Raw genomic sequence first — 26,803 nt, 5'->3', positions numbered from 1 at the left:
AACAATGAGTTGCAAGCATAAAAAAACGTCTCTTTCCAATGAGGAAAGAGACGTTAGTTTTGAATATAAGTTTAAATAAAAGTTACCAAATGTAATAAAGTGTCTAAAGTCGGCGGTAACTTGTAAGAATTTGCCGGTTCAGAACAGTTTGCTGCCCCAGCCTAATTTGTTTCTTAACACGTGAAAGTAGTTATATCCCTTCGGATGAATCAGCTTTAGCTGCTCACTGCAGCGCTGAATAATAATTTCATCACCGGGCAATACGGCCAAAGTGACATGACCGTCACAACCAACTTCTAACGGTTCACCATTGTGTGGTGAAACCACCAATTTAATGATGCTGGCGGCATCCACCACAATCGGCCGACAAGACAGGGTGTGCGGAAACATCGGCACCAAAATCAATGCTTGCAGATTTGGGGTCAAAATCGAGCCACCGGCGGACAGCGAATAGGCTGTTGACCCAGTTGGTGTAGACACAATCATGCCGTCGGCGCGTTGGCTGTACATAAATCTGTCGTCAATATAGACTTCAAATTCAATCATGTGGGCGATTTTACCTGGGTGAAGCACGGCTTCGTTTACCGCGGTATTACAGGCTTTTACTTCACCATGACGATAGACTTTGGTTTCCAGCAGAAAGCGATGTTCAATCTCATAATTGCCCGCCAACACTTCGGCGAGCGGCTCTTCAAAGGCATCGGGTGATAAATCGGTAAGAAAGCCTAAATTGCCTCGGTTAACCCCGATCACGGCAATGCCAAAGCGTGCCAGCACTCGTGCTGCGCCCAACATATTGCCGTCACCACCGACCACTATAGCCATTTGGCAACGTTCGCCGATTTCGAGCAGATCAACCGCTTCAACTTTTGCTTCCAGCTCGCTTGCCACCCGTTCTTCCACGAGCACTTCATAACCTTTTGCGTGTAACCAATGCAGTAAGCGGTTGAGTGTTTGATTAGTGCCCTTATGGTGAGGTTTACCAATCAGACCTATGGTATGAAATTCTGAGGTCATAAAATTAACCGGCTCAGGGTTGAAACAGCGGAATTGATCCCCATAATATGCGCAGAGTATGCAGAAACAAAGCATTTTTAGCTGGAGTAACAATGAGCAACGAGTCATCAAAAGCAGGGCAGGAGCAGGTTGAAGAAGTGGTAGAAACTGTTCAGGAAAATGAAACTGGTGCCACAGAAACTACCGCTGAAAACGTCGCTGACGTGATTGACGAGCTGACCCAAGCCAACTTCCGCATTGAGGAACTGGAACAAGCTTTGGCTGAAGCCGAAGCTAAGGTAGCAGAGCAGAAAGATTCTGTTTTGCGTGCGGCTGCGGAATCAGAAAACGTACGTCGTCGTGCAGCGTTAGATGTTGAAAAGGCACATAAGTTTGCCTTGGAAAAATTCGCCAACGAGCTGTTGCCGGTTATCGACAACATGGAGCGAGCACTGGTGGGCGCTGAGAATGCAGACGATGCGATTAAGCCCGTACTTGAAGGTGTTGAGCTGACGCTGAAGACCTTTATCAGTGCGGTAGAGAAGTTCGGTGTGAAAGCGGTTGACCCAGTGGGTGAAGCCTTTAATCCAGAACAGCATCAAGCGATTGGTATGCAGCCAAGTGCTGAATTCCCAGCTAATACTGTGATGCTGGTGATGCAAAAAGGTTATCTGTTGAACGACCGTTTGTTGCGTCCTGCCATGGTGATGGTATCGCAAGGCGGCGCGAGTGTAGATACCCAAGCATAAGCGCAGCTTTGATAAAAATGCAGCCATTTCGGCTCTCGAATGGCTGCATTTTTTTATGCTGATTTTGTGAATCAGTGCAAATAAAAACGCTCCGACTTGCGGAGCGTTTTCACTGATATTGTTCAATTAAAGCGCAGTATTAGCACACTGCGTTTTTAATGAACTCAACGATTTGATCCATTGGGATATCTTGTTTTTCACCGGTGCGACGATTTTTGTATTCAAATACGCCGCTGTCGATGTTGCGGTCACCAATCACGATAGTGTGTGGAATGCCGACCAGTTCCATATCGGCGAACATCACGCCTGGGCGCTCTTTACGATCATCAAACATTACTTCGATGCCGGCGTCGTTCAAGTCTTTATAAAGCTTTTCAGCAATATCGGTCACGCGATGTGATTTGTGCATGTTCATTGGCAAAATGCCCACTTTGAACGGCGCAATCGCGTCCGGCCAAATGATGCCGCGATCATCGTGGTTCTGTTCGATAGCCGCTGCCACGATACGGCTGACGCCCACGCCATAACAACCCATTTGCAGAGTTTGCGCTTTACCGTTTTCATCCAATACTGTGGCGTTCATCGCTTGTGAATAGCGGGTGCCCAGTTGGAAGATATGGCCGACTTCAATACCGCGAGCGAAAGCGTAAGTGCCTTTACCATCTGGCGTTGGTTCGCCTTCAATCACGTTACGGATATCGTATGCTTGTGGCGCGGCAACATCGCGATCCCAGTTGATGCCGAAATAGTGTTTACCATCTTGGTTAGCACCCGCGCCGAAGTCGCTCATTACGGCAACTGCATGGTCGATATACACCGGCATGTTCAAGCCCACTGGGCCTAATGAACCAGGGCCAGCGCCGATGGCTGCGCGGATTTCTTCTTCAGTAGCAAATTCCAGCGGTGATAACACACCTGGAATTTTGTCTGCTTTAGTTTCGTTCAGTTCGTGATCGCCACGTACCAACAGTGCCACTAATGGCGCTTCTTCAGTATCGCCAAGTACAATCAGAGTTTTAACGGTTTTTTCAATCGCCAGACCGAACTGTTCAACCAACTCTTCGATGGTTTTTGCGTTTGGCGTGTCCACTAAGCTCATCTCTTGGGTTGGCGTTGCACGTTCAGTAGTTGGCAGTGGCGCTTCAGCTTTCTCGATGTTAGCGGCATAATCGCTGCCAGTTGAGTAAGCCAGCAAGTCTTCACCGCTTTGTGCTAATACGTGGAATTCGTGTGACATGCTACCGCCGATTGAGCCGGTATCGGCCAATACTGGGCGGAATTCCAAACCAAGACGGCTCAGAATATTGGAATACGCTTGGTACATCGCTTGATAAGTGGCATCTAGTGTTTCCTTGTCCAGATGGAATGAGTAGCCATCTTTCATCAGGAATTCACGGGCGCGCATAACACCAAAACGTGGGCGTACTTCATCACGGAATTTGGTTTGGATTTGGTACAGGGTCAATGGTAACTGCTTGTAAGAGCTGATCTCTTTACGGACTAAGTCAGTGATCACTTCTTCATGGGTTGGGCCAAGTACAAAGTCACGGTTGTTGCGGTCAACAAAACGCAGCAGTTCTGGACCAAATTTATCCCAACGGCCTGATTCAACCCACAAATCACCCGGTTGTACCATCGGCATAAGAATTTCAATCGCGCCCGCTTTTTCCATTTCGTCGCGGACAATGGCTTCTACTTTGCGCAGTACACGCAAGCCGGTCGGCAACCAGCTGTAAAGACCAGCAGCGTTACGACGGATCATACCGGCGCGCAGCATAAGTTGATGACTGATAACTTCTGCGTTGGCAGGGGTTTCTTTCTGTGTTGATAGCAGGTATTGGCTAATTCGCATTTACCTAAGGTCCCATGTAATTTTGATGGGCGACATTTTATCACCTGCTTCGAGCTTGTCACCCCAGCAAGCGCGCCAAGTTGTGCTATTTTTCGCGAAGATTTTAGTTAACGGCAGGGTTCAGGCTTTGGTAGCGGGTTTATCGCGCCGATCGCCAATCACTTTGGCAGGGTTACCGGCCACAATTGCGTAGGCGGGCACATCTTTGGTGACCACAGCCCCCATACCAATCACAGCGTAATCGCCAATGGTCACGCCATCGACAATGCCCACCTGCGCACCAATCCACACATCACGGCCAATCACCACGCCTTTTGATTGGCTACTTTGCTGATAAATCGGCATATCCGGCGCCATGCCATGGTTAAAGGCATAGATGGTCACGTTATTGGCAATACGGGTTTGATCGCCAATGATTAAGCCTTTGCCACCGCCATCGAGCGAGCAGCCATGATTGATGCTGACTTCGTTGCCTATGCTGATAGGCCCATGCAAAAAACAATCGGCGGCAATTATACATTTATTTCCGATGCTGATGCCGCGATTAGGCTCGCCAAACAGCTGCGCTTCCGGCGCGATAAAGCAGTTGTTACCGATGCTGATGGTTTCTAACTGTTGTAACTGCGCCTGAATTTGCTGCTGCCACGGCTCCGCCCAGACGAGATGTTTCGGCTTTAGCCGATACCATAGCCACGGCATCCAGCTGAGGCGCTTTTTATGTTGGGCAATGTAGTCGTCAGGCGTTGGGCTGAATTCAGTCAATTTGGGGGGCTTTGCTTGGGTCATCGCTTTGCTCATCAGTAGCTTCGGCACTATTACTGGAGGCCACTTTTCTCAGCTTTGGCGCATCAACAATATCAACCACTTCAATGCCATGTTCGCGGGCATACCAGAAGATATCTAAATCATACAGCGCCACTTGGTAGCGCTTCGGGTCATCTTTGGCTTTTTTGTATGCCGGGCGCGGGTCTTGCGCTAACACTGCACTGATTAACTCGGCCAGATGGGGATATTGATTGTCCAGTATGGTCAGCTTTTGCTGGGCAAGGGCAGCAAAGCTGACCGCTACTTCCACCGGTGGCTCTTGGGCAATACCGGCGTGCGCACCTGTAATTGAATCAGAAAATGGAATATAGGGTTTGATATCCACAATCGGCGTGCCATCAAGCAGATCCATCCCGGAAATTTCCAGCTGTACTTTGCCTTTGTGCTGCCGAATGCCGTGCAGTTTCACCACAGATTGACCAATGCCGTTGGGGCGAAAGGTGGAGCGGGTGGCAAACACGCCGAGCTTTTCATTACCGCCCAAACGGGGAGGTCGCACGGTGGTTTTCCAGCCTTGAGCCAGATTTTCATGGAACGAAAACAGCAACCACAAATGACTGTACTGCTCTAAGCCACGCACGGCATCTATGTGGTTGTACGGCGGCACTAACTCCACATAGCCGCGAATAAAATCGACCAAGCCCGGTTGGCGCGGAATGCCAAACTTTTGTTTATAAGGGGTGCGGCAAAATGCCACCGCTTCAATGCGATTTTCAAAATGTTCTAAGGTCAATCAAATCACCGATCTAACTATTCTGTTTTGATTTTAATGGCTTGGCCAACACATAGTGTGCGGCTGAAACAGCCTTCGGCCGGCTCAGGGATCTCTGCACAGTTTTTGATAAGAATGCCGTTAGCGTTCATATCGGCCGCTTTACGACGTGCATCCGTACGGGCATTGGCAAAACTGGCAGGGGCAGCATTCTGCTCAATTTGGCAATCATTACCTTCAACCATGCCGAGCACCACGTAGGGGCTGCTGGGTACACTGTTTTCAAACAGCTGTACTTGCGAGGGTTTGAAGTAGTCGTTAATTGCCGCAGGATCGAGGTTTGATTTGAACACATAGTTACTGCCACAGGCACTCAGCAGCAACAGCGATGCGATAGGAAATAGAATTTTCATGGCTTCCGGCCTCTATAACAATGAGTACCGATGAAATGCTCCCCACCTAAAGTGGGGAGCGAATAAGCCTTGGTACTCTAACGAGTAAGGTATTTATGATAAAGCTGACGGTGGCGATTGTTCAAATCAACTTTGCGTCCATCGATATAAAGTGCTTCGACTTTGCCAAATGCGGGGTCAAGAATGTCGCCGCTACTGACCGCAATCGTTGCGTCATAGCCAACAGCTAATGCGCCAATGTTGTTGGCACCGGCGATCTGAGCTGCATCTAGGGTGATGGCTCGCAAGGCTTCGTCTTGATTAAGCCCCCAGGCTACAGTTTGTGCCGCGGCTAATGGCAAGTTGCGGCTGTCCCAGTTATCACTAAAGCCGATAGCAAATGGAATGCCCGCTGCTTTCAGTAGCGCAGGGATTTTAAACGCTTGGCCGATCGGTTCATCGGCCCGTTCAGGCAGATCCAACATGTGGGTGTACACCACACTGGCTTGCATTTCGTTGAGAATATCCGCCGAGCGCCACGCATCATAGCCACCCACAATCACCAGCTTGAAACCGTACTTTTTGCACAGTGCCGCTGCATCTTCGATGGTTTGCTGCTTATCGGCATGAACAAATAACTTACCGCTACCATCAAACAGTGGCAGCATGGCTTGCCAACGCTCATCCGGCGTTTTGATCTGCTGCGCTTTCGCGGCGAGGGCATAACGATAAGCGGATTCAAAGTGTTGGTCGATGTCGGCAATCTTTTGCTCGTAAGCGGCTTTGGCCTTCGCTTTTTGCTCATCGGAGTCTACGCCCCAACGGCGCATCGTTGGCCAGTTGAGATGAATTTGCACCGCTGCCTGATGTTCAGCGTCTTCAATCGTCCAGCTGTCGAGATTCACCAGCGCCGATTGCCCGGCTAAGCCATCGCCGCGCGGCACAATTTGTGCGTAAGCGATGCCGTTGGCGCGCACTGTGGGGATTAGCTCAGAATCGGGATTATATGCCGCAGCAGCCTGCAATTGCGGGTTATCTGTGCCGACATCCTCATCATCATTGGTGGAGCGCACCGCAGATATCTCGACCAAACCTAGCGTGGTGTCGAGCGCTAATAACCCTGGATACAGGTGTTTGCCGCTGACATCGATCACTTCAGCACCTTCGGCGCGGAGATTTTTGCCAATGGCGGTGATCTTGCCGGCTTGCAGTAACAGATCGGTATTGGCTTGCACCCCGTTAGCCACGGTATGCAGAGTGCCATTCTTCAATAAAATAGACTGAGTTTGCTGCGCAGCTGGGATCATGTCATGGGCAGTGGCTGCCCAACTGCTTGCTCCGAGCAGTAATGCGGCGGTTAACAGTGAGTTGCGCATTATAAGGCCTCCTTATGACTGTCCCAGGCATGATATTCGGTGTCGCATTCCCAAATAGGTTCAGGGAGCTTGGTCGCTTTCTCCCCCTGTTTGCGCTGGGCATCACTGCTGAGTACTTTTTGGATTAGCGCGGCTTTCTCAACTGCAATATCTTGTGTTAATTGCGTATTTTGCTCACGGTCAAAGTAGCGCTTGCCGGCAATCCAAACCGCCTTGGTTTTGGCATAGGCTGACAATGGGTTGTGATCCCACAGCACTAGGTCCGCTTGTTTACCTGTTTCAACTGAGCCGGTGATGTTATCTACGCCCAGTTGTTTCGCGGGGTTAATGGTGACCATTTTCCATGCTTCTTCGGGTTGCATATCGCAATACATCACTGACTTAGCCGCTTCTTGGTTAAGACGACGTTGCATTTCATAGTCATCTGAGTTGATGGAGGTCACCACGCCTTTGCGCGCCATCAAACAGGCGTTTTGCGGTATAGCATCGTAAACCTCGAACTTGTATGCCCACCAATCCGCAAAGGTTGAACCGCCAGCTCCGTGTGCCGCCAACTCAGGCGCGACTTTATAGCCTTCGAGTACGTGGGTGAAGGTTTTGACGCGGAAATCAAACTGCTCTGCAAGGCGTAAGAACATTAAAATTTCAGACTGTACATACGAGTGAATATGCACGTCACGTGCGCTATCTAACACTTCAGCTACTGTGTCGAGCCGTAGATTGGGGCGTGGCTCGAGGGTTCGACGTTTTTCGCGTGAACGCAGTTCGGCATAGTCTTCGCGTTGTTCTTGATACTCTTTGGCAGCATTAAACGCATCAGTAAACAGCGCTTTTACGCCCATGCGGGTTTGTGGAAACCGTTTGCTAAAACGTTCGCCCCAGTTACTTTGTTTTACGTTTTCGCCCAGAGCAAACTTGATCCCTGGCTTGGCTTGCTTGAATTTCAGTCCTTCAGCGGTTTCGCCCCAACGCAGTTGGATGACTTGCGCTTGACCACCGATGGGGTTGGCACTGCCATGGAGTAAGTTTGCCGTGGTTACGCCACCGGCGAGCGAGCGATAGATCGCCACCGCATCTGGGTCAAGTACGTCGCCGATGCGCACTTCTGCGGTAACTGCATCGGTACCTTCGTTGACACCGCCATTAATGGCGATATGTGAATGCTCATCAATAATACCGGCGCTGAGGTGTAAGCCGCTGGCATCGATAGTCTGATAGTTCGCTGGCGCCGAGAGGTTCTGGCCAATCTGCTTGATTTTGCCGTCACTGACCAGTACATCGGTATTGGCCAACACGCCTGCATCGGTTGACGTCCACACTGTGGCATTTTTAATTAGCAGGTTTTCTGCTTGGGGCAAAGACGCAACGCCAAAGGCTTGCACCGGATATACCTGTTTTGACAGGTAAGTTGGTGCTGCAGACTCTGTTTTCTTGGCAGCGGTTGTTTCAGCAGCTTCAGTCAGCAACGGCTTGCCGTTAATCGGCTCAATACTGCCATCGGCACCAATGTGGCGCCCTTGCAGGCCTTGCTGATCGCGCCATAGGCTGAAACGGCTAATCCCGCTGATGCCTGCTGCCGTTAATTCAGCACTGAAAGTCACTTTATCTTCAGTAATGGTTAAATGAGAGACCTTTAATTCGGCATCACCGGCAGACAAGGTACCTGATGCTTTGCCTGTTGCTGATTGCGGTACGTCGAGATTGAGCGTTAATTCCAGTGTGCCAAGATTCAGCACATATTCGCCGGCCCATTGGGCGCTATCTGGCACCAGTTTGTGCTGCTCACCTTGGGTCCAAACGCTGACGATGCTGCCATCGGTAAATAAATTACCTTTAGCGACGACCAAATCTGCCATATAGCCGGGGGCAATCTTACCGGCAATATCGTCGATGCCTGCCACGTTGGCGGCTTCCGTGGTTAGTGCGGCTAATGCTTGTTGCTCTGATAAGCCAGCGCTGACCGCTGATTTCAGCCGCGGCCAAAAGGCGCTGGCATCAATCCCGTGTTGGGTAAATGCAAACGGGATTTTATTTTTTGCCAAAACTGCCGCATTGCTTGGTGCGCGTTCCCAATGGCGTAATTCGGAAAGGGTTGTGTTATTGGCTTTTTCTTCATCGGTGACATCAGGTGCTGCTGGATAATTTAACGGCAGAATGATTTGTGGGTTGTATTGTCGCAATTCATCAACCCGCGCATACTCTTGACCATTACCTAATAAGTGAATAGGTAATTTTTCTGTTTTTAACAGTTTCGCAGCACGTAATTGATTATTAAGGTCGGTAGTTTCAAATATTGCGCCAGTGTTTTTTAATGACCCAAGTTTTTCTAATGCGATATTAAACTCGGGCGCTTGCATTTCTGGATACTCTTTGGCTTTTGCCATATTTTCGTTATACCAACGAGCATCACTAAATGTCTGACGTATTAGCGCGATACTACCCATCAATGAGCTGGGATAATCTTGTGGCGAGCTACCTTTATCAAACGAGATAAATTGTTGCGTGCGTGCTTTATAGATCACTTGGTTAGCGGTTTTATCTGCTAAAGATAAGCTCACTCCTGTGCCGCGAAATATGCCGTCCATATAGGCACTTTGTACGCTAGTGAAACCATTATTTAACCATTTTGCTGCCGCTTTGTTATCGGGATACACATAACTGAACCAATCTTTTTCAGCATGAATAGCACCATTAGCGGCATTACCGCCGATCCGTTTTATTTCATAGACGGGCGGCTCATATTTTTCAGTTGTTGGCTTATATTCAATGGCGTAGTCGCTATAAGGGTCAATAAAACCTGGGTATACGGTATAACCTTTAAGATTAATAACGTAAGCGCCGGCAGGCACATCGTTATTTGGCAATATCGCTTTGATGCGATTTTTTTCAATCACCAGTGTTGCATCGTTTAGTTGCTGGCCTGGAGACAGCACTAAGGTGGCATGTGTGAGCGCAGTGAGGCTCGGGGTGTTATCGCTTTGCTGGCCATCGCCAGCAAAGGCACCCATGCTTACTAGGGGCAGTAAGCCGATGGGGAGGAGTATTTTCATTGATGCTCAGACCCTTGTTAGTTTTAGTTTGCCGCAGTTTACAAGGTACATGAGCGAAAATGTAAAATCTATGCAACTAATGTAATTAAATTGAAAGTGGTTGTTTCAAATTAATTGCACAAAAAAGCCCCGAATATCGGGGCTTTTTAATTTATGAAATAGCATTTCTTAGATAAGGAAGTCGTCCATTGAACGACCGTTATCAACTTCATTCTTAAATACGGTTGGCATACGACCTTGGCCAGTCCAAGTTACCATTTCACCATCAACTTCAATTTGGTACTTAGCTGGACGTGGTGCGCGTTTTTTGGTTGGTTTAGCAACCACAACGCCCAAATCTTCAACAGACAGGCCAACTGATTCCATTTGCTGACGAATCTCTTCGATTTTCGCAATACGTGCAGCTTGCAGTGCTTCTTCTTCTTTAGCTTCTGCATCACGTTCAACGATAATCTTTTCCAGTTTTTCAGCCAGAGATTTCAGCTCTTCTACACTCAGTTCTTTAACTGCAGCCTTAAAGCGACGACCATGAGTCAATATTTCGAGAAATTCGTTCATGTTGAATTTTCTTCCTTTAATACAATGCGAAATTTTTAATGGGTAAATAATAGAAATAAGAAACCATATAATCAAATAAAATTATCTTCATAATGTCATTTTTTTATTTAATTAGTTTATTTTCTGGCACAAGCTATTTCAAAATTATAATGACAGCCAAAATACCCTACATATAAGAAGGATTTTTATGTTAAAACATCTGTTTGAATTTGATGTTGACGTAAACGTAAGCTTAAATTAGAGTCTGCCATTGAGAGCAACAGGTCGTGGCTAATACGACAGTAGTGAAGGAATGAGTAATGAAAGTATTGGTAGCGGTAAAACGCGTTGTCGATGCCAACGTCAAGGTCAGAGTCAATGCTGAGCAGACCGATGTCGACACCGCCAATGTCAAAATGGCGCTAAATCCGTTTTGTGAAATCGCAGTAGAGCAAGCGATACGCTTGAAAGAAGCGGGTAAGGCAACCGAAGTGGTGGTGGTCACGGTCGGCCCTGCTGCAGCGCAAGAGCAGCTGCGTACGGCATTAGCACTCGGTGCTGATCGCGCGCTGCACGTGGTGCATGACCAAGCGCTTGAACCTTTATCTATTGCCAAACTGCTGCATGCAGTGCAACAAAAGGAGCAAGCACAGCTGTTGCTGCTTGGTAAACAGTCAATCGACGGGGATAACAACCAAACCGGGCAGATGTTATCCGCGTTAGCTAAGTTGCCTCAAGCGACCTTTGTCTCTGACGTTGAGTTGTTAGATGAGCAGAGCATCGCTGTGACCCGCGAAGTTGATGGTGGTGTTCAGGTATTGAAATTGCCGCTGCCAGCGGTATTGACTGCAGATCTGCGCCTCAATGAACCACGCTACGCCACATTACCCAACATTATGAAGGCGAAGCGTAAGCCGCTAGAAACGACGGATGCCGCCGGTTTAGGTGTCACTCTAAAAGCGCATCAACAGATTATCAGCGTGACGCCGCCAGCGCAGCGTTGTGCCGGTGTGATGGTGGACTCGGTTGAAGCCCTGATTGATAAACTTAAAAACGAAGCGAAGGTGATCTGATATGGCGGTGTTAGTAATTGCAGAACATGATAATGCCCAGCTAAAAGCGGATGTCGCCAAAGCGGTTACCGCAGCCACTCAGCTCGGCCAAGCGGTGCATGTGTTAGTTGCTGGGGCTGATTGCCAAGCGGTCGCCGATGCTGCCGCCAAATTGAGTGGTGTCACGCAAGTGTTGCTGGCCAATCACACGGTTTATCAACATCAATTAGCAGAAAATATCAGTGAGTTGGTGGTCGCTAATGCGGCCGAATATAGCCACATTGTCACCGTCGCCAGTGCATTTGGTAAGGATTTGTTACCTAGAGTGGCCGCGTTACTCGATGTGGCTATGATTTCCGAGATCGTTGCCATTCAAGATAGTGACACCTTTGTACGGCCAATTTATGCAGGCAATGCATTGGCGACAGTCAAAAGTTTGGATGCAGTGAAAGTTGTCTCAATTCGCAGTACTGCGTTTGATGCTGCGAGCGCTGATGGCAGCGCGACTATAACTGCGGTTGAACAAGTGTTTGCGCCGTTGAGCGAGTTTGTCAGTAAAACCGAATTGCAGTCCGAGCGGCCTGAACTTGGCAGCGCCAATGTGGTGGTCGCCGGTGGTCGCGCGCTTGGCAGTGCGGAGAATTTCGGCCTGATAGAGCAACTGGCAGATAGGCTCGGTGGTGCTGTCGGTGCTAGTCGCGCTGCGGTCGATGCAGGCTTTGTGGCGAATGATCTGCAAGTTGGGCAGACCGGTAAAATTGTGGCGCCAGCACTTTATATCGCGGTGGGGATTTCTGGCGCTATCCAGCATCTGGCAGGGATGAAAGACTCCAAAGTGATCGTGGCAATCAACAAAGATCCACAGGCGCCTATCTTCCAAATTGCGGATTACGGTTTAGAGGCAGATCTGTTTGAAGCCTTGCCGAAATTCATAGAAATGATTTAATCTTGCCACTATTGAGAAGGCGGCTGAGGTTTGTCCCTCGGCCGCTTTTTTATTAGGTCGGTTTCTTTAACCTGGAAATCGACAGTAGAGGTGCACGCAGTAAGAGTAATGGCAACGAGGGTGATTCCGTTGACCTGCCATAAAAGGACTGAGTGCCGAAGCAGTTAGAAGTATCAAGTCGACTGCTGGGGCTGTAGCCGAATAGGTGCAGCACTGTCACAGAAAGATGGTTGAGCAATGACTCAGCCCTGTGGAGCGCTACTTAAATTCAGGTGTTTGGCTTTATGCCGTGTACGCCGTTGCTCTGCAAATGCTTTTGAACTTAACAAAAAGAATAACGACGTATGACCATTATCAGTTATGCCGATTCGGCATTGTCTTTACTGCCCCCAGTTATTGCCATCGTATTGGCTATTATCACTCGCAAGGTATTAGTGTCGCTTGGTGTCGGTATCCTCGTGGGGGTTTTACTGCTAACCCAGTGGAATATCAGTAATGCGGGTGTGTATCTGGCGCAGCGCGTTACCGCATTAGTCTGGGATGAAGGCGCAGTGAATAGCTGGAACCTATTCGTACTGGGCTTTTTAGTCTTGCTCGGCATGATCACCGCTTTGATTACCACCAGTGGCGCCGCCCGCGCATTTGCCGATTGGGGCAAACAACATATTCGTAAGCGTCGCGATGCCAAAATGCTCACTATGGTGTTGGGTATCGTGGTGTTTATTGATGATTACTTTAATAGTTTGGTGGTGGGCAGTATCTCGCGGCCACTGACAGACCGCTACTATATCTCGCGTGCGAAGTTAGCTTATTTGCTTGATTCCACCGCGGCACCTGTGTGTGTGATTTCACCTGTGTCCAGTTGGGGGGCGTATATTATCGCGCTCATTGGAGGCATTCTTGCCACTCACGGCATGAGTGATATTGGCCATCTCACCGCATTTATTGAGATGATCCCAATGAACTACTACGCGATTTTTGCGCTGTTGTTGCTGTTTTTTGTGGCCTACTTTGAGTTAGATATTGGCCCAATGCGCCAACATGAACAGGCTGCGCGGCGTGGTGAGTTATACGATGAAACAAAAGGTGTTCCGCCCGGCGCGTCAGTTGAACTGACAGAGGCTGATAGCGGTAATGTGCTGGGCTTGTTCTTGCCAATTGGCGTACTTGTGCTCGCCACACTCTATTTTATGCTGGCGTCTGGTGGCGCGGCGTTGGCTGAAAAACAACTCGAGTTTAGTTTGATTGGCGCGTTTGAATTAACTGACGTGGCATCCTCGCTGTTTTACGGCGCATTATGCGGCTTGGCAATCACCTTAGTGTTGGCGCTGTTGCAAAAATTATCGCTCAAGATGATAGCGAATGCGCTTTGGATTGGTGCCAAATCGATGTTACCGGCAATCTACATCCTGTTGTTTGCTTGGACCATCTCAGGCGTGATTGGCGCGCTTGAAACTGGCAAATATATGGCGAGCCTCGCCAGCGGCAATATTCCATTCGCGCTGCTGCCTGCGGTGCTTTTTGTCTTGGCTGGGTTTACGGCGTTTTCGACCGGTACCAGCTGGGGCACGTTTGGCATTATGCTGCCAATCGCGGCGGATATGGCGATGGGCAGTCATCAAAGTATGATGTTGCCGATGATGGCGGCTGTGCTGTCGGGCTCGGTTTTTGGCGACCACTGCTCGCCAATTTCGGATACCACGATTTTGTCGTCAACGGGAGCGAGTTGCCATCATATCGACCATGTGACAACCCAGCTGCCGTATTCGCTGATTGTGGCGCTGTTATCAATGGCGGGTTATTTGGTGATGGGCTTTAGCGGTTCGGTGTTAGCGGGATTAGCCACTTGCAGCGTGTTATTTGTGGTCGCGCTGATGTGGTTAAAAGCGCGCGCCAATAACTAATTGAGCCATTCAGCTTACGCTATGCAAACTACGCTATGAAAATTATGCTGTAAAAACTGAGCGGTAAAAATTAAACAATGAAAAAGCGCAGCTCAACGGCTGCGCTTTTTGCTTTGTGTCACTCGGAAAACTTACAGCAAACCGCGACGTTTTAGTAAGCCATCTGTGGTTGGCTGTTGGCCACGGAAGTTTTCATACGCTTCCATTGGTGGCACACTGTTGCCCACTTCACGAATTGCTTGGCGGAACTTCATGCCGATTTCGCGCTTCAAGCCGCCTTGCGTTTGCACGTAGGCAAAGGCATCGGCTGCCAAGATTTCACTCCACATGTAGGCGTAGTAGCTAGCGCTATAACCACCAGGGAAGGCATGAGAAAAGTAAGTTGAGCGATAACGTGGTGGCACGGCGCTCAGGTTAACTCCGTGCTTCGCCAAGGCTGCAGCTTCAAATTTGGCAACATCTTGCAACGGTGCATCGGCACTTAAGCTATGCCATTCCAAATCCAGCAACGCGGCTGACATATATTCAAGGGTGTCAAAGCCCATGTTGAAACTGCGAGAGCGAAGCAGTTTGTCGAGCATGTCTGCTGGCAGCGGTTCGCCAGTTTTATAGTGCTTGGCATAGTTTGCCAGTACATCAGGATGACCGGCCCAATCTTCTTCAAAGGTTGATGGAAATTCAACAAAGTCACGTGATACCGCTGTGCCTGACAGGCTTGGGTATTTCACTTTTGAGAACATACCGTGAGTGCCATGGCCCAGTTCATGGAACATGGTGGTCACTTGGTCATAGCTCACAAACGTCGGCTCGCCGTCAGGCGCCTTTTGAATGTTCATCACATTCACCACCACCGGCTTTTGGTTGAGCAGCTCGCTTTGACGCACGAATGAACTCATCCAAGCGCCACCACGTTTGCCTTCACGGGCGTAGTAGTCGCCATAGAAGATCGCCATGCTGCTGCCATCGGCATCAAACACTTCCCACGCTTTCACGTCTGGGTGATACACCGGCAGATCTGGGCGTGGTTTGAAGGTGACTCCGTACAGTTGGTTAAGGGTGAAGAATACGCCATCTTGTAATACGCGGTTAAATTCAAAATACGGCTTGAGGCTGCTTTCATCGAGGTCGTATTGGGCTTTGCGCACCTTTTCAGCATAGAAGGCCCAATCCCAAGGCTGCAGCTCAAAATCAGCGCCAGTTTGTTTGATCATGGCTTGAATGGCCGCAGCTTCTTTTTCAGTGTTTTTCACTACAGCTGGCACCATAGAGCCAAACATGTCGAACACAGCGGTTGGGGTTTTGGCCATTTGTGGTGCTAAGCGATAGGTCGCCCAGTTTTCAAAGCCAAGCAGTTGTGCTTTTTGAGCGCGCAGTTGTGCTAAACGTGCTACCAACGAGGCGGTCTCGTTGTCGCCAGTTAAACCGCGGCTTGATGAGGCTTGCCACACTTGTTGACGTAAGTCGCGGTCAGTCAACTGAGCCAACACTGGCTGGCGGGTGGTATTGGTAATATTAAGCAGGTATTGGCCTTCATGACCGGCATCTGCCGCATCTTTGGCCGCGTTGCGGATAGCGGTATCTGACAAGCCGTCAAGCTTGGCCACATCTGCAACTAGTACTGCGGCACTTTTGCTCAGCTTCATCAAGCGCTGCTGGAAGTCATTGGTCAGGGTTGACTCTTCTTCGTTCAATGCGCGAATTTGCACTTTTTGCTCATCGCTTAAGCGCGCGCCAGCCAACACGAAGCGCTGATGATACACCTCAATCAGGCGGATCTGCTCGGTGGCTAATCCTAACTGCTCGCGCTGTTGATACAGCGTGTCGATGCGGCTAAACAGCTTGGCGTTCAGGTTAATGTTATCGGTATGCGCAGCCATTTTAGGCGCCATTTCGCGTTGAATTGTTCGGATCTCTTCGTTGCTGTTTGAACTGCTGAGGTTATAGAACACAGATGATGCGCGGCTTAACAGCGCACCTGAGCGCTCAAGCGCTTCAATCGTGTTGGCGAAGGTTGGGGCGTCAGCCTGTTCTGCAATGGCCAACACTTCTTGCATCTGCTCCGCGATGCCTGCTTCTAATGCAGGTTGGAAATGCTCAATTTTAATGGCGTTGAAATCGGGTGCTTCATACTGTAGAGCGCTGGCGCTGAACAGCGGATTTTGTTGGGTGACAGCAGCCGCTGCTTGGGTTTGCACCGTCGGCGCAGCGGTGTCAGTTTTTGTGGCTTCTTCAGATTTTGAACAACCGGTAGTAAGCAAAATTTGCCCTAATACAACAGCGATTAGCGTTTTACGCATTTTATTGTTTTCCTTCGTGTAGCAGCGAATAAAGCGGGCACGCTAACAAGCGCTTGTTAATCGAATCTGAATGACAGGGTTAAGCAGGGGAGATTTGTGAACTGGCACGTCAGGAAAATGTAACAAATTGCGAAAAACTCAGTATTGGTGATGGTTGTAGCACGATTTTATTCCCTGATTTTTCATCCAAAACAGGGTAATATTGCCGCCATTGCGAATAACTGGAGCGCCGGGTTTGGCTCAGCTTTATTTTTATTATTCGGCGATGAATGCCGGTAAATCGACTTCTCTGTTGCAGTCTTCCTATAACTATCGTGAGCGTGGGATGCATACGCTGGTGTTAACCCCAGCCATTGATGATCGCTTCGGTGAGGGTAAGGTGGCGTCACGCATCGGGATTGAATGCGATGCGAGCATCTTCGCCGCTGATGATGATTTATCGCAACTGATTGCGAGTGAACATCAGCGCCAACATATTCACTGTGTACTAGTTGACGAATCGCAGTTTCTGAGTCAAATCCAAGTCAAGCAGCTGGCTTATGTGGTCGATTGCTTGGATATTCCAGTGCTGTGTTATGGGCTGCGGACTGACTTTCAAGGTGAGTTGTTTTCCGGCAGCCAGTATCTGTTGGCGTGGGCCGACAAGCTCGTCGAATTGAAAACCATCTGCTTCTGTGGCCGCAAAGCCAATATGGTCATTCGTCGCGATAGCGAAGGCCGGCCGGTGAAAGAAGGGGCACAAGTGGCGATTGGCGGCAACGAGAGTTATGAATCTGTGTGCCGCAAGCATTTTCGCGAATTGGTGTGGTAATAAGCGGTGTTACACTCAAACTCGCGCGCTAATTAAGTGTGATAAACCAATGATAATGGCTGCCGACACAGCCATTATTTTTTGGTGAGTTAATCGTTATTGCGCTTTTCTTTGCTGAGATTTTCGTGGTTGCGTTTAGCGCCGGTTTTCTTTTTTGGTGCGAAGGCAACGTTCTCTTTTAAGGTTTCCAGCAAACGCGCCTTGTGGCGATAAGCGGCGACGATTTTATCTAACTGAGTGTTAACGCCCGTGAGCGCCAATGCCAGTTGGTAGATCAGCCAGCTGTAGCCGTTTAAGGCAAATGCCTGTTGCGCGGCTTCATTATCGCCTTCAACATCATGCTGTTGCAGTGCTATCAATTGCTGGGCTAATTGATAGCTAAAGCCGGTGGGGAGTTGTGGTTGTTCGCTATGTTTACCTGAAAGATAGCTGGCCAATTGCAGCAAATGCTGCTGCATGGTTTTGGCTATCTGCTCAATTTGCGGCAGTGTTTTGTGCTTATCTGCGGTTAAGTTACTTTGCAGTAATAACTCAAGCAGGGTGATAACGCGTACCTGTTCATCGGCTAATTCGGTCACAGTCGGCGCATGTTTTTTTAGCGTCTGACTTTCCCATTCGAGTGAGAACATCAACTTTTTTTGTGCCAGCACAGCTTTCATTGCCGCTTCAAGGTAGCTGCGCGCTTTTTTACTGTCTTCGGTGTGATTGAGGTGAACATCCAGCACTTTAGCCATCATCTCAAAGGATTTGGCCATCTGCGCCCGCCAGTCTTGCTTGGCCTTGATAGGTAATACGAAGAGGGACACTAACACCGCAACCACACAGCCGATCAAAATGTTAGCCGTATGCCAAAGTGCTTCAGAGGTGTCGTGGTTGGCATCACCGATAACGATAATCATGGTGAAGCCTGTCACTAAGTAGGCGTAGCTGTAGCGCCCAGCGTTGAGGTAGCAGACTACGGCAACACCGAAAATCAGCAACCCCATTAGCTGCCAATATTGGTCGATAAATATGACCAGTAGCACGCCATAACTGGCGCCAAGCATAGTGCCGACAGCACGCTGTAACGATTTCTCGATGGCACCGCCCACCTGTGGCAGCCCCATCATAATGATTACTATGGTGACCATACTCCAGATAAAGTGTGGTACTGGCCAAAAGCCGTTGACCAAGGCAATCAAACCGAGCGCCAGTGCAATTTTAAAGGTGTGGACAATTCGAGCGTAACGATAAATAAAGGCAGATAGCCAAGTGGCTTGTTCGAACACGGTTAAAATTCCCGCGAATAAAAACTTTTGAAAGATAAGTAAATTATCGCAGATAAATTCTGGGGTGCGTAGTGCGATTAGGGCAAATCCGAGGCTTAAAACACGCGAACTAAACTTGTCGGCAGGGACTGTGAACGAGGTCACTGAAACTCACTGCCGCTGCGTCAAAAAGGCATCGGCAGTGAGCTGAAGTACCGCAATTACTCGAGTGGACGTAACAGCAGTTCTGACTGCGCCATTAGATAAGCAAACTGTGCGTACACGGCCACGTTCTGTGCCAAGGCTTCTGGGTCAACTTTATCTAAAGTGTCGTTCGGGGTGTGGTGATAGTCAAAATAGTCTTGGCCATTTTGTCGCAGTGATGCAACAGGTACTCCTTGAGCCGGTAATAGCGATACTTCAGAGCCACCACGGGCGTTGTTATCACCTAGCTCAACACCAAAAGCTGTCAGGCTAGCGAGCAACGCCTGAGCCTCGTTAAAGACGCCTGCGGCTACTTTCAAATCCGCACGATAGATGCGGTCAGCGCCAAAATCTGATTCTGCCGCAATATAATGCTGTGCCATTTCGTCTTTGTGTTGTTCAACATAGGCTTTACCACCGAGCATGCCGATCTCTTCCGCGGCAAACAAAACTACGCGAATGGTACGCGCTGGGCGTTGCGGTAATTCGCTAATCAACTTGGCTGCTGCGGTCACAATGGCAACACCAGAGGCATCATCAATTGCGCCTGTGCCTTCGTCCCACGAGTCTAAGTGTGCGCCGAGCAGCACAATCTCATCGGGCTTAGTTGCACCTGTAACTTCACCGATGACATTGTAAGTGGTGGTGGTGCCGAGTGACTGTGGCGTCATCGTCAGTTGCAGCTCGACCTCATTGGTGCGGGTTAGCATGGCATCGAGCATGTCAGCGTCTGGTGCACTCAGCGCTGCCGCTGGAATTTTGTTAATGCTATCGTCATAACGCATCATGCCGGTGTGCGCCATACGGTCATGATCGGTACCGACTGAGCGAATCACAATCGCAATAGCGCCAAGCTTAGCCGCTTCAATGGCGCCATTAACACGGCCACCGACACTTTGGCCGTAACCTGCGCCAGTTTTAAAACGTTCGGTCTTTTTATCGATAAAAACGATTTTGCCTTCAACATCCTTATGAGATGCATGTTTTAAGGCATCTAGCGACTCAAATCGTATAATCTTGCCAGTTAGGCCATTTTTTGGGGTGGCAACACTGCCACCTAAGGCGCTGACAACCAGGTTCTGTGGATAGGGCGAAATGACTTTTGCTGCGGCACTACCGCGCTGCCACACGGGTACAACTACCTGTTCTTTATATACTTTATCAAATCCAAGTGCGTTTAATTTGGCTTCCGCCCAATCAACAGCAACGGCATTTTGTGGGCTGCCAGCAAGGCGCGGGCCTACTTCAACTGTCAAAGATTCGGTAATTTTGTAGGCTAGGTCTGATTTTAAAGCATTTTGGGTGAGATCTAGCGCAACCTTTTGATTTGAATCGTAACTTGTTGCCGTAGTAAGACTAGAAAACAGCGTTAATGACAGGCTTGTGATGAAAATAGGGAGTGATTTTCTCATAGAATTCCTTGTTTTTTATACGTGTGTCCCATTTTTGAAAAGAATGTACCAAAAAATGTGCTTTAGGTCGCGTCTATATGTGTAAGCCGACGCTATATTAGAGTTGGAATTTATTTTAGGAGAGTAGGCTCGTATGAATATAGAGTTAATGCAGCAGCGCGCAGACCATGCAGTGGTTTTGCTGAAGGCGCTGGCCAATGAAAGACGGTTGTTTATTTTGTGCTATCTGCTGAACGAAGGCGAGATGTGCGTTGGCGAAATGAACAAAAAACTGGGATTAAGCCAATCAGCGTTGTCACAACATTTGGCATGGTTACGCAAAGATAATTTAGTGACGACCCGTAAAGAAGCGCAAACCGTGTATTACTCACTGAAAAGTGATGAAGTGCGCGAGATCATTCGTTTGCTGGATAACATGTATTGTCATTAATTGAGCAATATTAAATCGCAGCAATAAAAAAACCGGCTTAAGCCGGTTTTTTTAATGACATTCGAATCAGATTAAGCAGCCAGTGCTTTGATACGAGTGTTCAAGCGAGCCTTATGACGAGCAGCCTTGTTCTTGTGGATCAGGCCTTTGGTTGCCATACGGTCAAGAATTGGTTGTGCAGCGTTGAAAGCTTCAACGGCAGCAGCGTGGTTACCAGCTCTGATAGCAGCGATAACTTTCTTAACGTAAGTACGCATCATTGAGCGACGGCTCGCATTGTGTTGACGGCGCTTTTCAGATTGAAGTGCGCGTTTCTTTGCAGTCTTGCTGTTAGCCAAGGTGCAACTCCTAAAAACTGGAATGATAACTTTTAAAGGCCGAGGAATATGCACGTTTTTCGCCGCGTTGTCAACGACAGCGGTGGAAAATCCGCCATAAAGGCAAATAATTCCGAGGCGATTTGGTGTTCCTCAACCCAACTCGTGTAAGATGGGGCGCATTCTAACAGCAAAAATATCCGTGTGACAGTCTAAAAAGGAAATTTTGAGATTTTACGCTGTCCTTATTGATGTTCATTTTCAAGGTGAAGGGATTGAGTAGAAAATTGGTTCGCTCAGGACTCATCGTCAGTGCGATGACGTTGGTGTCAAGAGTGCTTGGGTTGGTGCGTGATGTGGTCGTGGCGAACCTGATGGGCGCAGGGGTAAGTGCCGATGTGTTTTTCTTTGCCAACAAAATTCCTAACTTTTTACGCCGCCTGTTTGCCGAAGGCGCATTTGCTCAAGCTTTTGTGCCGGTGTTGACCGAATACCAAGAAACCAAGAGCGACGATGAAATTAGAACCCTGATTGCGAAGGTGTCCGGGACGCTTGGATTACTGGTTACACTCGTTACCGCAATTGGGATTGTCGCGTCGCCGGTATTAACCGCCTTATTTGGTGCTGGCTGGTTTGTGGCGTGGTGGAATGGCGAAGCAGATGGCGCTAAGTTTGAACTGGCGTCATTAATGTTGAAGATTACCTTTCCTTATTTATGGTTTATCACCTTTACCGCCCTGAGCGGTTCCATCCTTAATACCCGCGGCCGCTTTGCCGTATCTGCTTTTACGCCGGTCTTTCTGAACGTGGCCATTATTGCGGCGGCGATTTTCCTCAGTCCGCAGCTCGAACGACCTGAAATTGGCTTAGCGTGGGGTGTATTCGCGGGGGGGGTGATTCAGTTTCTATTTCAGATCCCATTCTTGCTGCGCGAAAAAGCGTTGGTGCGACCGCAGTGGGGATGGCACGATGCGGGTGTCACCAAGATTCGTAAGCTAATGCTGCCTGCCTTGTTTGGTGTTAGCGTGTCACAAATCAACCTGTTGCTCGATACCTTTATTGCCAGTTTTTTGGTAACAGGCTCGATCAGCTGGTTGTATTACTCAGATCGGTTATTGGAATTTCCACTGGGGCTGTTTGGCATTGCGATTGCCACCGTGATTTTGCCAGCGTTGTCTAAACGGTTTGTCAGCGCCGATAGCCAAGAGTTTAGCCAGACGATGGACTGGGGCTTGCGGGCGGTGATTCTTTTAGGGTTACCCGCGATGGCCGGACTCATTGTATTGGCCAAGCCAATGTTATTAGTGCTGTTTATGCGCGGTGAATTTGGTGTAGACGATGTTACCAATGCGGCTGCTTCGCTCGTCGCCTATGGCACAGGGCTGTTGAGCTTTATGCTGATTAAAGTACTCGCCCCCGGATACTACGCTCGCCAAGATACCAAAACCCCAGTGAAGTACGGCATTATTGCCATGGTGAGTAATATGGTGTTCAACATCATTCTGGCGTTTCCGTTTGGTTATGTCGGCTTGGCGATTGCCACCTCGATGTCGGCTGCCCTCAATGCGACATTACTGTATCGGGGTTTACATCTGCAGCGGGTTTACCAATTGGGAGCCGCGACCTTAGTGTTCATTGCTAAAGTGATATTGGCGGCGCTGCTGATGGTAGCGCTACTGCTATACCTAACACCCGAGATCCAACAGTGGACTGCATGGACATTTTCACAACGGGCGTTACAGCTGCTGTTACTGATCGCGGAAGGCGCTGCACTTTATTTGGCAGTGCTGCTATTGATTGGGATTCGACCATGGCAGGCAAAACCTGTCGTCAAGGGCTGATTATCATCATGAGCTGGTATATAATCCGCCAATTTACGCCGATGCGGTCATTTGTTGTATGGAATTGATTCGCGGAATTCATAATATTCTGCCCAAACATCACGGTTGTGTGCTGACTATTGGCAACTTTGATGGGGTTCATCGCGGCCACGCAGAAGTGGTGGGCAATCTCGTTAAACGCGCGAAGCATTTAGGGCTTCCCGCGGTGGCGATGACCTTTGAACCGCAACCTCAAGAGTTGTTTTGTGGTGACAGTGCGCCAGCTCGATTGAGCTTGTTAGCAGATAAATTACATCTGTTAGAGGAACTGGGCATAGAGCGCTTGCTTTGTGTCAATTTCAACCGTCACTTTGCCAGCATGGAGCCAGAAGCTTTTATTGAAGAGTTACTGGTGAACAAGCTCGGGGTGAAGTATCTCGTAGTGGGTGATGACTTTTGCTTTGGGCAAAAGCGCCGCGGCAACTTTGAGATGCTGTGTGCCGCCGGGGAAAAGTATGGCTTTGCAGTCGTTAGCACCCAAAGCTTTTTGGTCGGTGATCAGCGAGTCAGTTCCACGATGATCCGTCAGGCGCTGGTAACAGGTAATTTGGAGCAAGCGAGACGTTTGTTAGGGCATCCATACGTGATGTCTGGTCGCGTTGCTCATGGCCAAAAAATTGGCCGCACAATCGGTTTTCCTACCGCCAATATTGCGTTAAAACGTAAAGTTGTGCCGATTAAAGGCGTGTTCGCCGTGAGGCTTTGGTGGGACGATAGCGATGTGTATGACGGGGTGGCCAATATTGGCTACCGCCCTACAGTGCAGGGGCAGATTTGCCAACTTGAAGTCAACTTATTTGATTTTCAGGGCGACCTGTACGGTAAAAAAGTAGCAGTAGAACTGGTAGCGAAAATTCGCGATGAAAAGCCGTTCCAGTCTCTGGATGCGTTAAAGCAACAGATTAACAAAGATGTTGACGAGGCAAAGGCCTTGCTCAGCAAAGATGCAGGCTGATTTTTCAGTCAACGAAATGGTAAAGGATCGATGAGCGACTATAAATCAACTCTGAATTTGCCGGAAACTGAGTTTCCGATGCGTGGTGACCTGGCAAACCGGGAACCACAAATGCTAGATCGCTGGAACAACGACAATCTGTATCAGCAGATCCGCAACAGCCGTGCTGGCCGCGACTTATTTATTCTGCATGACGGCCCTCCTTATGCGAACGGCGATATTCATATTGGTCACTCAGTAAACAAGATCCTTAAAGACATTATTATTAAGTCAAAAACCTTGTCAGGTTTTGATGCGCCTTATGTGCCGGGTTGGGATTGTCACGGTCTGCCTATCGAACTCAAAGTTGAGCAAAAAGTGGGTAAGCCGGGGCAGAAGATTTCTGCTGCAGAATTCCGTGAAGAGTGCCGTAAATACGCGGCTAAACAAGTTGATGGTCAGCGTAGCGACTTTATCCGCTTAGGTGTGTTAGGTGATTGGAGCAATCCATACCTGACCATGAATTTTGCCACCGAAGCGAACATCATCCGTTCATTGGCGAAAGTGATTGAAAATGGCCACCTGCAAAAAGGCGTTAAGCCAGTGCACTGGTGTACCGATTGTGGTTCTGCCTTGGCTGAAGCTGAAGTGGAATATGAAGATAAAACATCACCAGCCATCGATGTTGCCTTTGTTGCAGTCGATAGCGCCAAAGTAGCGGCGGCGTTTGGGATTGCGGATGTGAGTGATATCGCCATGGTGATCTGGACCACCACGCCATGGACCTTACCAGCAAACCGCGCACTGTGCGTGAGTGGCGACTTAGATTACGTACTGGTTGAGCTGCAACTAGAAGCGGGTGTTAAACACTTGGTATTGGCTGAAGCCTTGTGGGAAGACTGCGTTAAGCGCTATGGCGCAACTGACGCTAAAGTGCTGGGCCGCGCGAAAGGCGATACCCTCGAGCTGATGCAATTCCAACACCCATTCTACGATTTCTCTGTGCCAGTTATCCTCGGTGACCACGTGACTACCGATTCAGGTACTGGTGTGGTGCACACTGCGCCTGGTCACGGTCAAGACGACTTTGTTGTGGGTAACAAATATGGCCTCGAAGTGGCTAACCCTGTGGGGGATAACGGCGTCTATAAAGCTGATACGCCATTGTTTGCGGGTCAGTTTGTATTTAAAGCCAACGCAGAAATCGTTGAAGTGCTGAAACAGCACGGCGCGCTGATGCACTTTGAACAGTATCGTCACAGCTATCCACATTGCTGGCGCCATAAAACACCGATCATTTTCCGTGCAACGCCGCAGTGGTTTATCTCGATGGATAACAAAGGCCTGCGTAGCCAAGCGTTGAAAGAAATTGAACAAACCCAGTGGATCCCTGAATGGGGTGAAGCGCGTATTGAAAAGATGGTGGCGAACCGTCCTGATTGGTGTATTTCGCGTCAACGTACTTGGGGCGTGCCTATCACCTTGTTTGTGAACAAGGAAACTGAAGAACTGCACCCAGACAGCGTGGCGTTGATGGAGCGTATCGCGCATCGCATCGAGCAAGAAGGTATTCAAGCGTGGTGGGATATCGAACCGTCAGAAGTATTAGGCGATGATGCTGATAACTATCGCAAAGTCACTGATACATTGGACGTATGGTATGACTCAGGTTCAACCTTCTCTACCGTTGTGGCAACGCGTCCTGAATTCCAAGGCAAGCGTGCGGATCTGTATTTGGAAGGCTCTGACCAACACCGTGGCTGGTTTATGTCGTCACTGATGTTGTCTACCGCAATGCACAATCAAGCACCTTACCGTCAAGTACTGACGCACGGTTTTACCGTTGACGCTAAAGGTCGCAAGATGTCTAAGTCACTCGGTAACGTGATTGCACCACAGCAAGTGACCAACAAACTGGGTGCTGATATTTTGCGTCTGTGGGTAGCATCAACCGACTACAGCGGCGAGATGACGGTTTCTGACGAAATTCTGAAACGCAGTGCCGACGCCTATCGTCGTATCCGTAATACGTCACGCTTCCTGCTGGCGAACTTAAGCGGATTTGACCCAGCGAATGACACCGTGGCTATCGAAGATATGGTAGCGCTGGATCGTTGGGTGGTGCGTCGTGCATACGCAGTACAGCAAGACTTGCTGCAAGCCTATAACGATTACAACTTCCACGTAGTGACTCAAAAACTGATGCAGTTCTGCTCAGTGGAATTGGGTAGTTTCTATCTGGATATCATCAAGGATCGTCAATACACAGCTAAAGGCGATAGCCATGCACGTCGTAGCTGCCAATCTGCGCTGTATCTGATCTCTGAAGCGTTGGTACGTTGGATCGCGCCAATCCTCAGCTTTACTGCGGATGAAATTTGGCAATTGCTGCCAGGCGAACGTGCTCAGTACGTGTTTACGCAAGAGTGGTATGACGGTCTGCGCAGCGTAACGCTGGACGATGACTTAAGCGATGCCTACTGGGAACAACTGCTGACAGTACGTGACGAAGTCAACAAGGTGCTGGAACAAGGTCGTCGTGACAAAGTGATTGGCGGTGCATTAGAAGCTGAAATCACCCTGTTTGCCGATGACGCATTAGCGGCATCACTGGCCAAACTGAGCGATGAATTGCGTTTTGTCTTGCTGACCTCAAAAGCCACTGTGTTGCCACTGGCTGATGCACCGGCAACCGCCAGTGAAACTGAGCTCAAAGGCTTGAAATTGCAGTTAGTCAAAACCGAAGCCGAGAAATGTGAACGCTGCTGGCATCACCGTGAAGACGTGGGTGTGAATAGCGAACATCCTCATCTGTGTGGTCGCTGTGTGACCAACATTGAAGGTGATGGCGAACAACGCAGTTTCGCATAAGGTGACCAA

21 protein-coding genes and 1 riboswitch are annotated in these 26,803 nt (G+C 49.0%); of the genes, 9 read left to right on the top strand and 12 right to left on the bottom strand.

Going from position 1 to position 26,803, the window contains the following annotated elements; all coding sequences use genetic code 11:
- Window positions 1–138: 138 nt before the first annotated feature.
- A complete protein-coding gene (gene nadK, locus JYB87_RS13750; protein ID WP_207354040.1) occupies window positions 139–1,017 on the bottom strand; it encodes an NAD(+) kinase in 879 nt (292 codons plus the stop codon).
- Between the two features lie 92 nt (window positions 1,018–1,109).
- Here nadK and grpE point away from each other — a divergent pair, with 92 nt between their 5' ends.
- Window positions 1,110–1,745, top strand: a complete 636-nt coding sequence (grpE, locus tag JYB87_RS13745; protein ID WP_207354039.1) for a nucleotide exchange factor GrpE — start codon at window positions 1,110–1,112, stop codon at window positions 1,743–1,745.
- Between the two features lie 139 nt (window positions 1,746–1,884).
- On the opposite strand, the gene JYB87_RS13740 is transcribed toward grpE, so the two are convergent.
- From JYB87_RS13740 to JYB87_RS13710, 7 genes are all read right to left on the bottom strand, one after another.
- Window positions 1,885–3,597 carry a proline--tRNA ligase gene (locus JYB87_RS13740; RefSeq protein WP_207354038.1) on the bottom strand — a complete coding sequence of 571 codons (1,713 nt, stop codon included), beginning with the start codon at window positions 3,595–3,597 and terminating at the stop codon, window positions 1,885–1,887.
- Window positions 3,598–3,717: 120 nt separating this feature from the next.
- Window positions 3,718–4,383, bottom strand: coding sequence for an acyltransferase (locus JYB87_RS13735; protein WP_228729873.1), 666 nt, complete (start codon window positions 4,381–4,383; stop codon window positions 3,718–3,720).
- Window positions 4,352–5,155: a tRNA (N6-threonylcarbamoyladenosine(37)-N6)-methyltransferase TrmO gene (tsaA, locus tag JYB87_RS13730; protein WP_207354037.1), complete on the bottom strand. Its 804-nt coding sequence runs from the start codon at window positions 5,153–5,155 to the stop codon at window positions 4,352–4,354. Before tsaA ends, JYB87_RS13735 begins: the two co-directional genes overlap by 32 nt.
- Window positions 5,156–5,172: 17 nt before the next feature.
- Complete coding sequence (rcsF, locus tag JYB87_RS13725) at window positions 5,173–5,547, bottom strand: Rcs stress response system protein RcsF (RefSeq protein WP_207354036.1); 375 nt, start codon at window positions 5,545–5,547, stop codon at window positions 5,173–5,175.
- 77 nt (window positions 5,548–5,624) lie between these two features.
- Window positions 5,625–6,902 (bottom strand): amidohydrolase family protein, encoded by a 1,278-nt coding sequence (locus tag JYB87_RS13720; RefSeq protein WP_207354035.1) that lies wholly within the window; start codon window positions 6,900–6,902, stop codon window positions 5,625–5,627.
- Complete coding sequence (locus tag JYB87_RS13715; protein ID WP_207354034.1) at window positions 6,902–9,952, bottom strand: amidohydrolase family protein; 3,051 nt, start codon at window positions 9,950–9,952, stop codon at window positions 6,902–6,904. The genes JYB87_RS13720 and JYB87_RS13715 overlap by 1 nt, the downstream gene beginning before the upstream one ends.
- Window positions 9,953–10,120: 168 nt before the next feature.
- A complete protein-coding gene (locus tag JYB87_RS13710) occupies window positions 10,121–10,510 on the bottom strand; it encodes an H-NS histone family protein (RefSeq protein ID WP_207354033.1) in 390 nt (129 codons plus the stop codon).
- A 299-nt stretch (window positions 10,511–10,809) separates the two neighbouring features.
- On the opposite strand from JYB87_RS13710, the gene JYB87_RS13705 reads away from it, so the two are divergent.
- The 3 genes from JYB87_RS13705 (at window position 10,810) to JYB87_RS13695 (ending at window position 14,391) form a co-directional block, all read left to right on the top strand.
- Window positions 10,810–11,562, top strand: a complete 753-nt coding sequence (locus JYB87_RS13705) for an electron transfer flavoprotein subunit beta/FixA family protein (RefSeq protein ID WP_207354032.1) — start codon at window positions 10,810–10,812, stop codon at window positions 11,560–11,562.
- A gap of 1 nt (window position 11,563) precedes the next feature.
- Window positions 11,564–12,487, top strand: a complete 924-nt coding sequence (locus tag JYB87_RS13700) for an electron transfer flavoprotein subunit alpha/FixB family protein (protein ID WP_207354031.1) — start codon at window positions 11,564–11,566, stop codon at window positions 12,485–12,487.
- Window positions 12,488–12,564: 77 nt separating this feature from the next.
- A riboswitch (Lysine riboswitch) is annotated at window positions 12,565–12,756 on the top strand.
- Between the two features lie 75 nt (window positions 12,757–12,831).
- Complete coding sequence (locus tag JYB87_RS13695) at window positions 12,832–14,391, top strand: Na+/H+ antiporter NhaC family protein (RefSeq protein WP_207354030.1); 1,560 nt, start codon at window positions 12,832–12,834, stop codon at window positions 14,389–14,391.
- Window positions 14,392–14,522: 131 nt separating this feature from the next.
- Here the strand turns inward: JYB87_RS13695 and JYB87_RS13690 are convergent, their stop codons facing one another.
- On the bottom strand, window positions 14,523–16,688 hold the full coding sequence (locus JYB87_RS13690) for a M3 family metallopeptidase (RefSeq protein WP_207354029.1): 2,166 nt from the start codon (window positions 16,686–16,688) through the stop codon (window positions 14,523–14,525).
- Window positions 16,689–16,923: 235 nt separating this feature from the next.
- Between JYB87_RS13690 and JYB87_RS13685 the strand changes: the two genes are divergently transcribed.
- The gene (locus JYB87_RS13685) at window positions 16,924–17,499 is read left to right on the top strand and encodes a thymidine kinase (RefSeq protein WP_207354028.1); all 576 of its coding nucleotides are present in this window, start codon (window positions 16,924–16,926) and stop codon (window positions 17,497–17,499) included.
- Window positions 17,500–17,588: 89 nt separating this feature from the next.
- On the opposite strand, the gene JYB87_RS13680 is transcribed toward JYB87_RS13685, so the two are convergent.
- Window positions 17,589–18,776, bottom strand: a complete 1,188-nt coding sequence (locus JYB87_RS13680; protein ID WP_207356710.1) for an FUSC family protein — start codon at window positions 18,774–18,776, stop codon at window positions 17,589–17,591.
- 191 nt (window positions 18,777–18,967) lie between these two features.
- Window positions 18,968–20,362 carry a M20/M25/M40 family metallo-hydrolase gene (locus JYB87_RS13675; RefSeq protein WP_207354027.1) on the bottom strand — a complete coding sequence of 465 codons (1,395 nt, stop codon included), beginning with the start codon at window positions 20,360–20,362 and terminating at the stop codon, window positions 18,968–18,970.
- A 133-nt stretch (window positions 20,363–20,495) separates the two neighbouring features.
- On the opposite strand from JYB87_RS13675, the gene JYB87_RS13670 reads away from it, so the two are divergent.
- Window positions 20,496–20,792 carry an ArsR/SmtB family transcription factor gene (locus tag JYB87_RS13670; protein ID WP_207354026.1) on the top strand — a complete coding sequence of 99 codons (297 nt, stop codon included), beginning with the start codon at window positions 20,496–20,498 and terminating at the stop codon, window positions 20,790–20,792.
- 71 nt (window positions 20,793–20,863) lie between these two features.
- Here JYB87_RS13670 and rpsT read toward each other — a convergent pair whose 3' ends face one another.
- A complete protein-coding gene (rpsT, locus tag JYB87_RS13665) occupies window positions 20,864–21,130 on the bottom strand; it encodes a 30S ribosomal protein S20 (RefSeq protein WP_207354025.1) in 267 nt (88 codons plus the stop codon).
- 254 nt (window positions 21,131–21,384) lie between these two features.
- On the opposite strand from rpsT, the gene murJ reads away from it, so the two are divergent.
- Genes murJ through ileS form a run of 3 tightly spaced genes read left to right on the top strand, consistent with a single transcriptional unit; the run spans window position 21,385 to window position 26,794 of the window.
- Window positions 21,385–22,950, top strand: coding sequence for a murein biosynthesis integral membrane protein MurJ (gene murJ, locus JYB87_RS13660; RefSeq protein WP_207354024.1), 1,566 nt, complete (start codon window positions 21,385–21,387; stop codon window positions 22,948–22,950).
- A gap of 58 nt (window positions 22,951–23,008) precedes the next feature.
- On the top strand, window positions 23,009–23,944 hold the full coding sequence (gene ribF, locus JYB87_RS13655; RefSeq protein WP_207354023.1) for a bifunctional riboflavin kinase/FAD synthetase: 936 nt from the start codon (window positions 23,009–23,011) through the stop codon (window positions 23,942–23,944).
- A gap of 30 nt (window positions 23,945–23,974) precedes the next feature.
- Window positions 23,975–26,794 carry an isoleucine--tRNA ligase gene (ileS, locus tag JYB87_RS13650; protein WP_207354022.1) on the top strand — a complete coding sequence of 940 codons (2,820 nt, stop codon included), beginning with the start codon at window positions 23,975–23,977 and terminating at the stop codon, window positions 26,792–26,794.
- Window positions 26,795–26,803 lie beyond the last annotated feature (9 nt).

The organism is Shewanella avicenniae (assembly GCF_017354945.1).
GTDB classification, from domain to species: Bacteria; Pseudomonadota; Gammaproteobacteria; order Enterobacterales; family Shewanellaceae; genus Shewanella; species Shewanella avicenniae.
The sequence above is the reverse complement of the archived record's forward strand: the minus strand, read 5'-3'. Positions and strand labels throughout refer to the sequence as shown.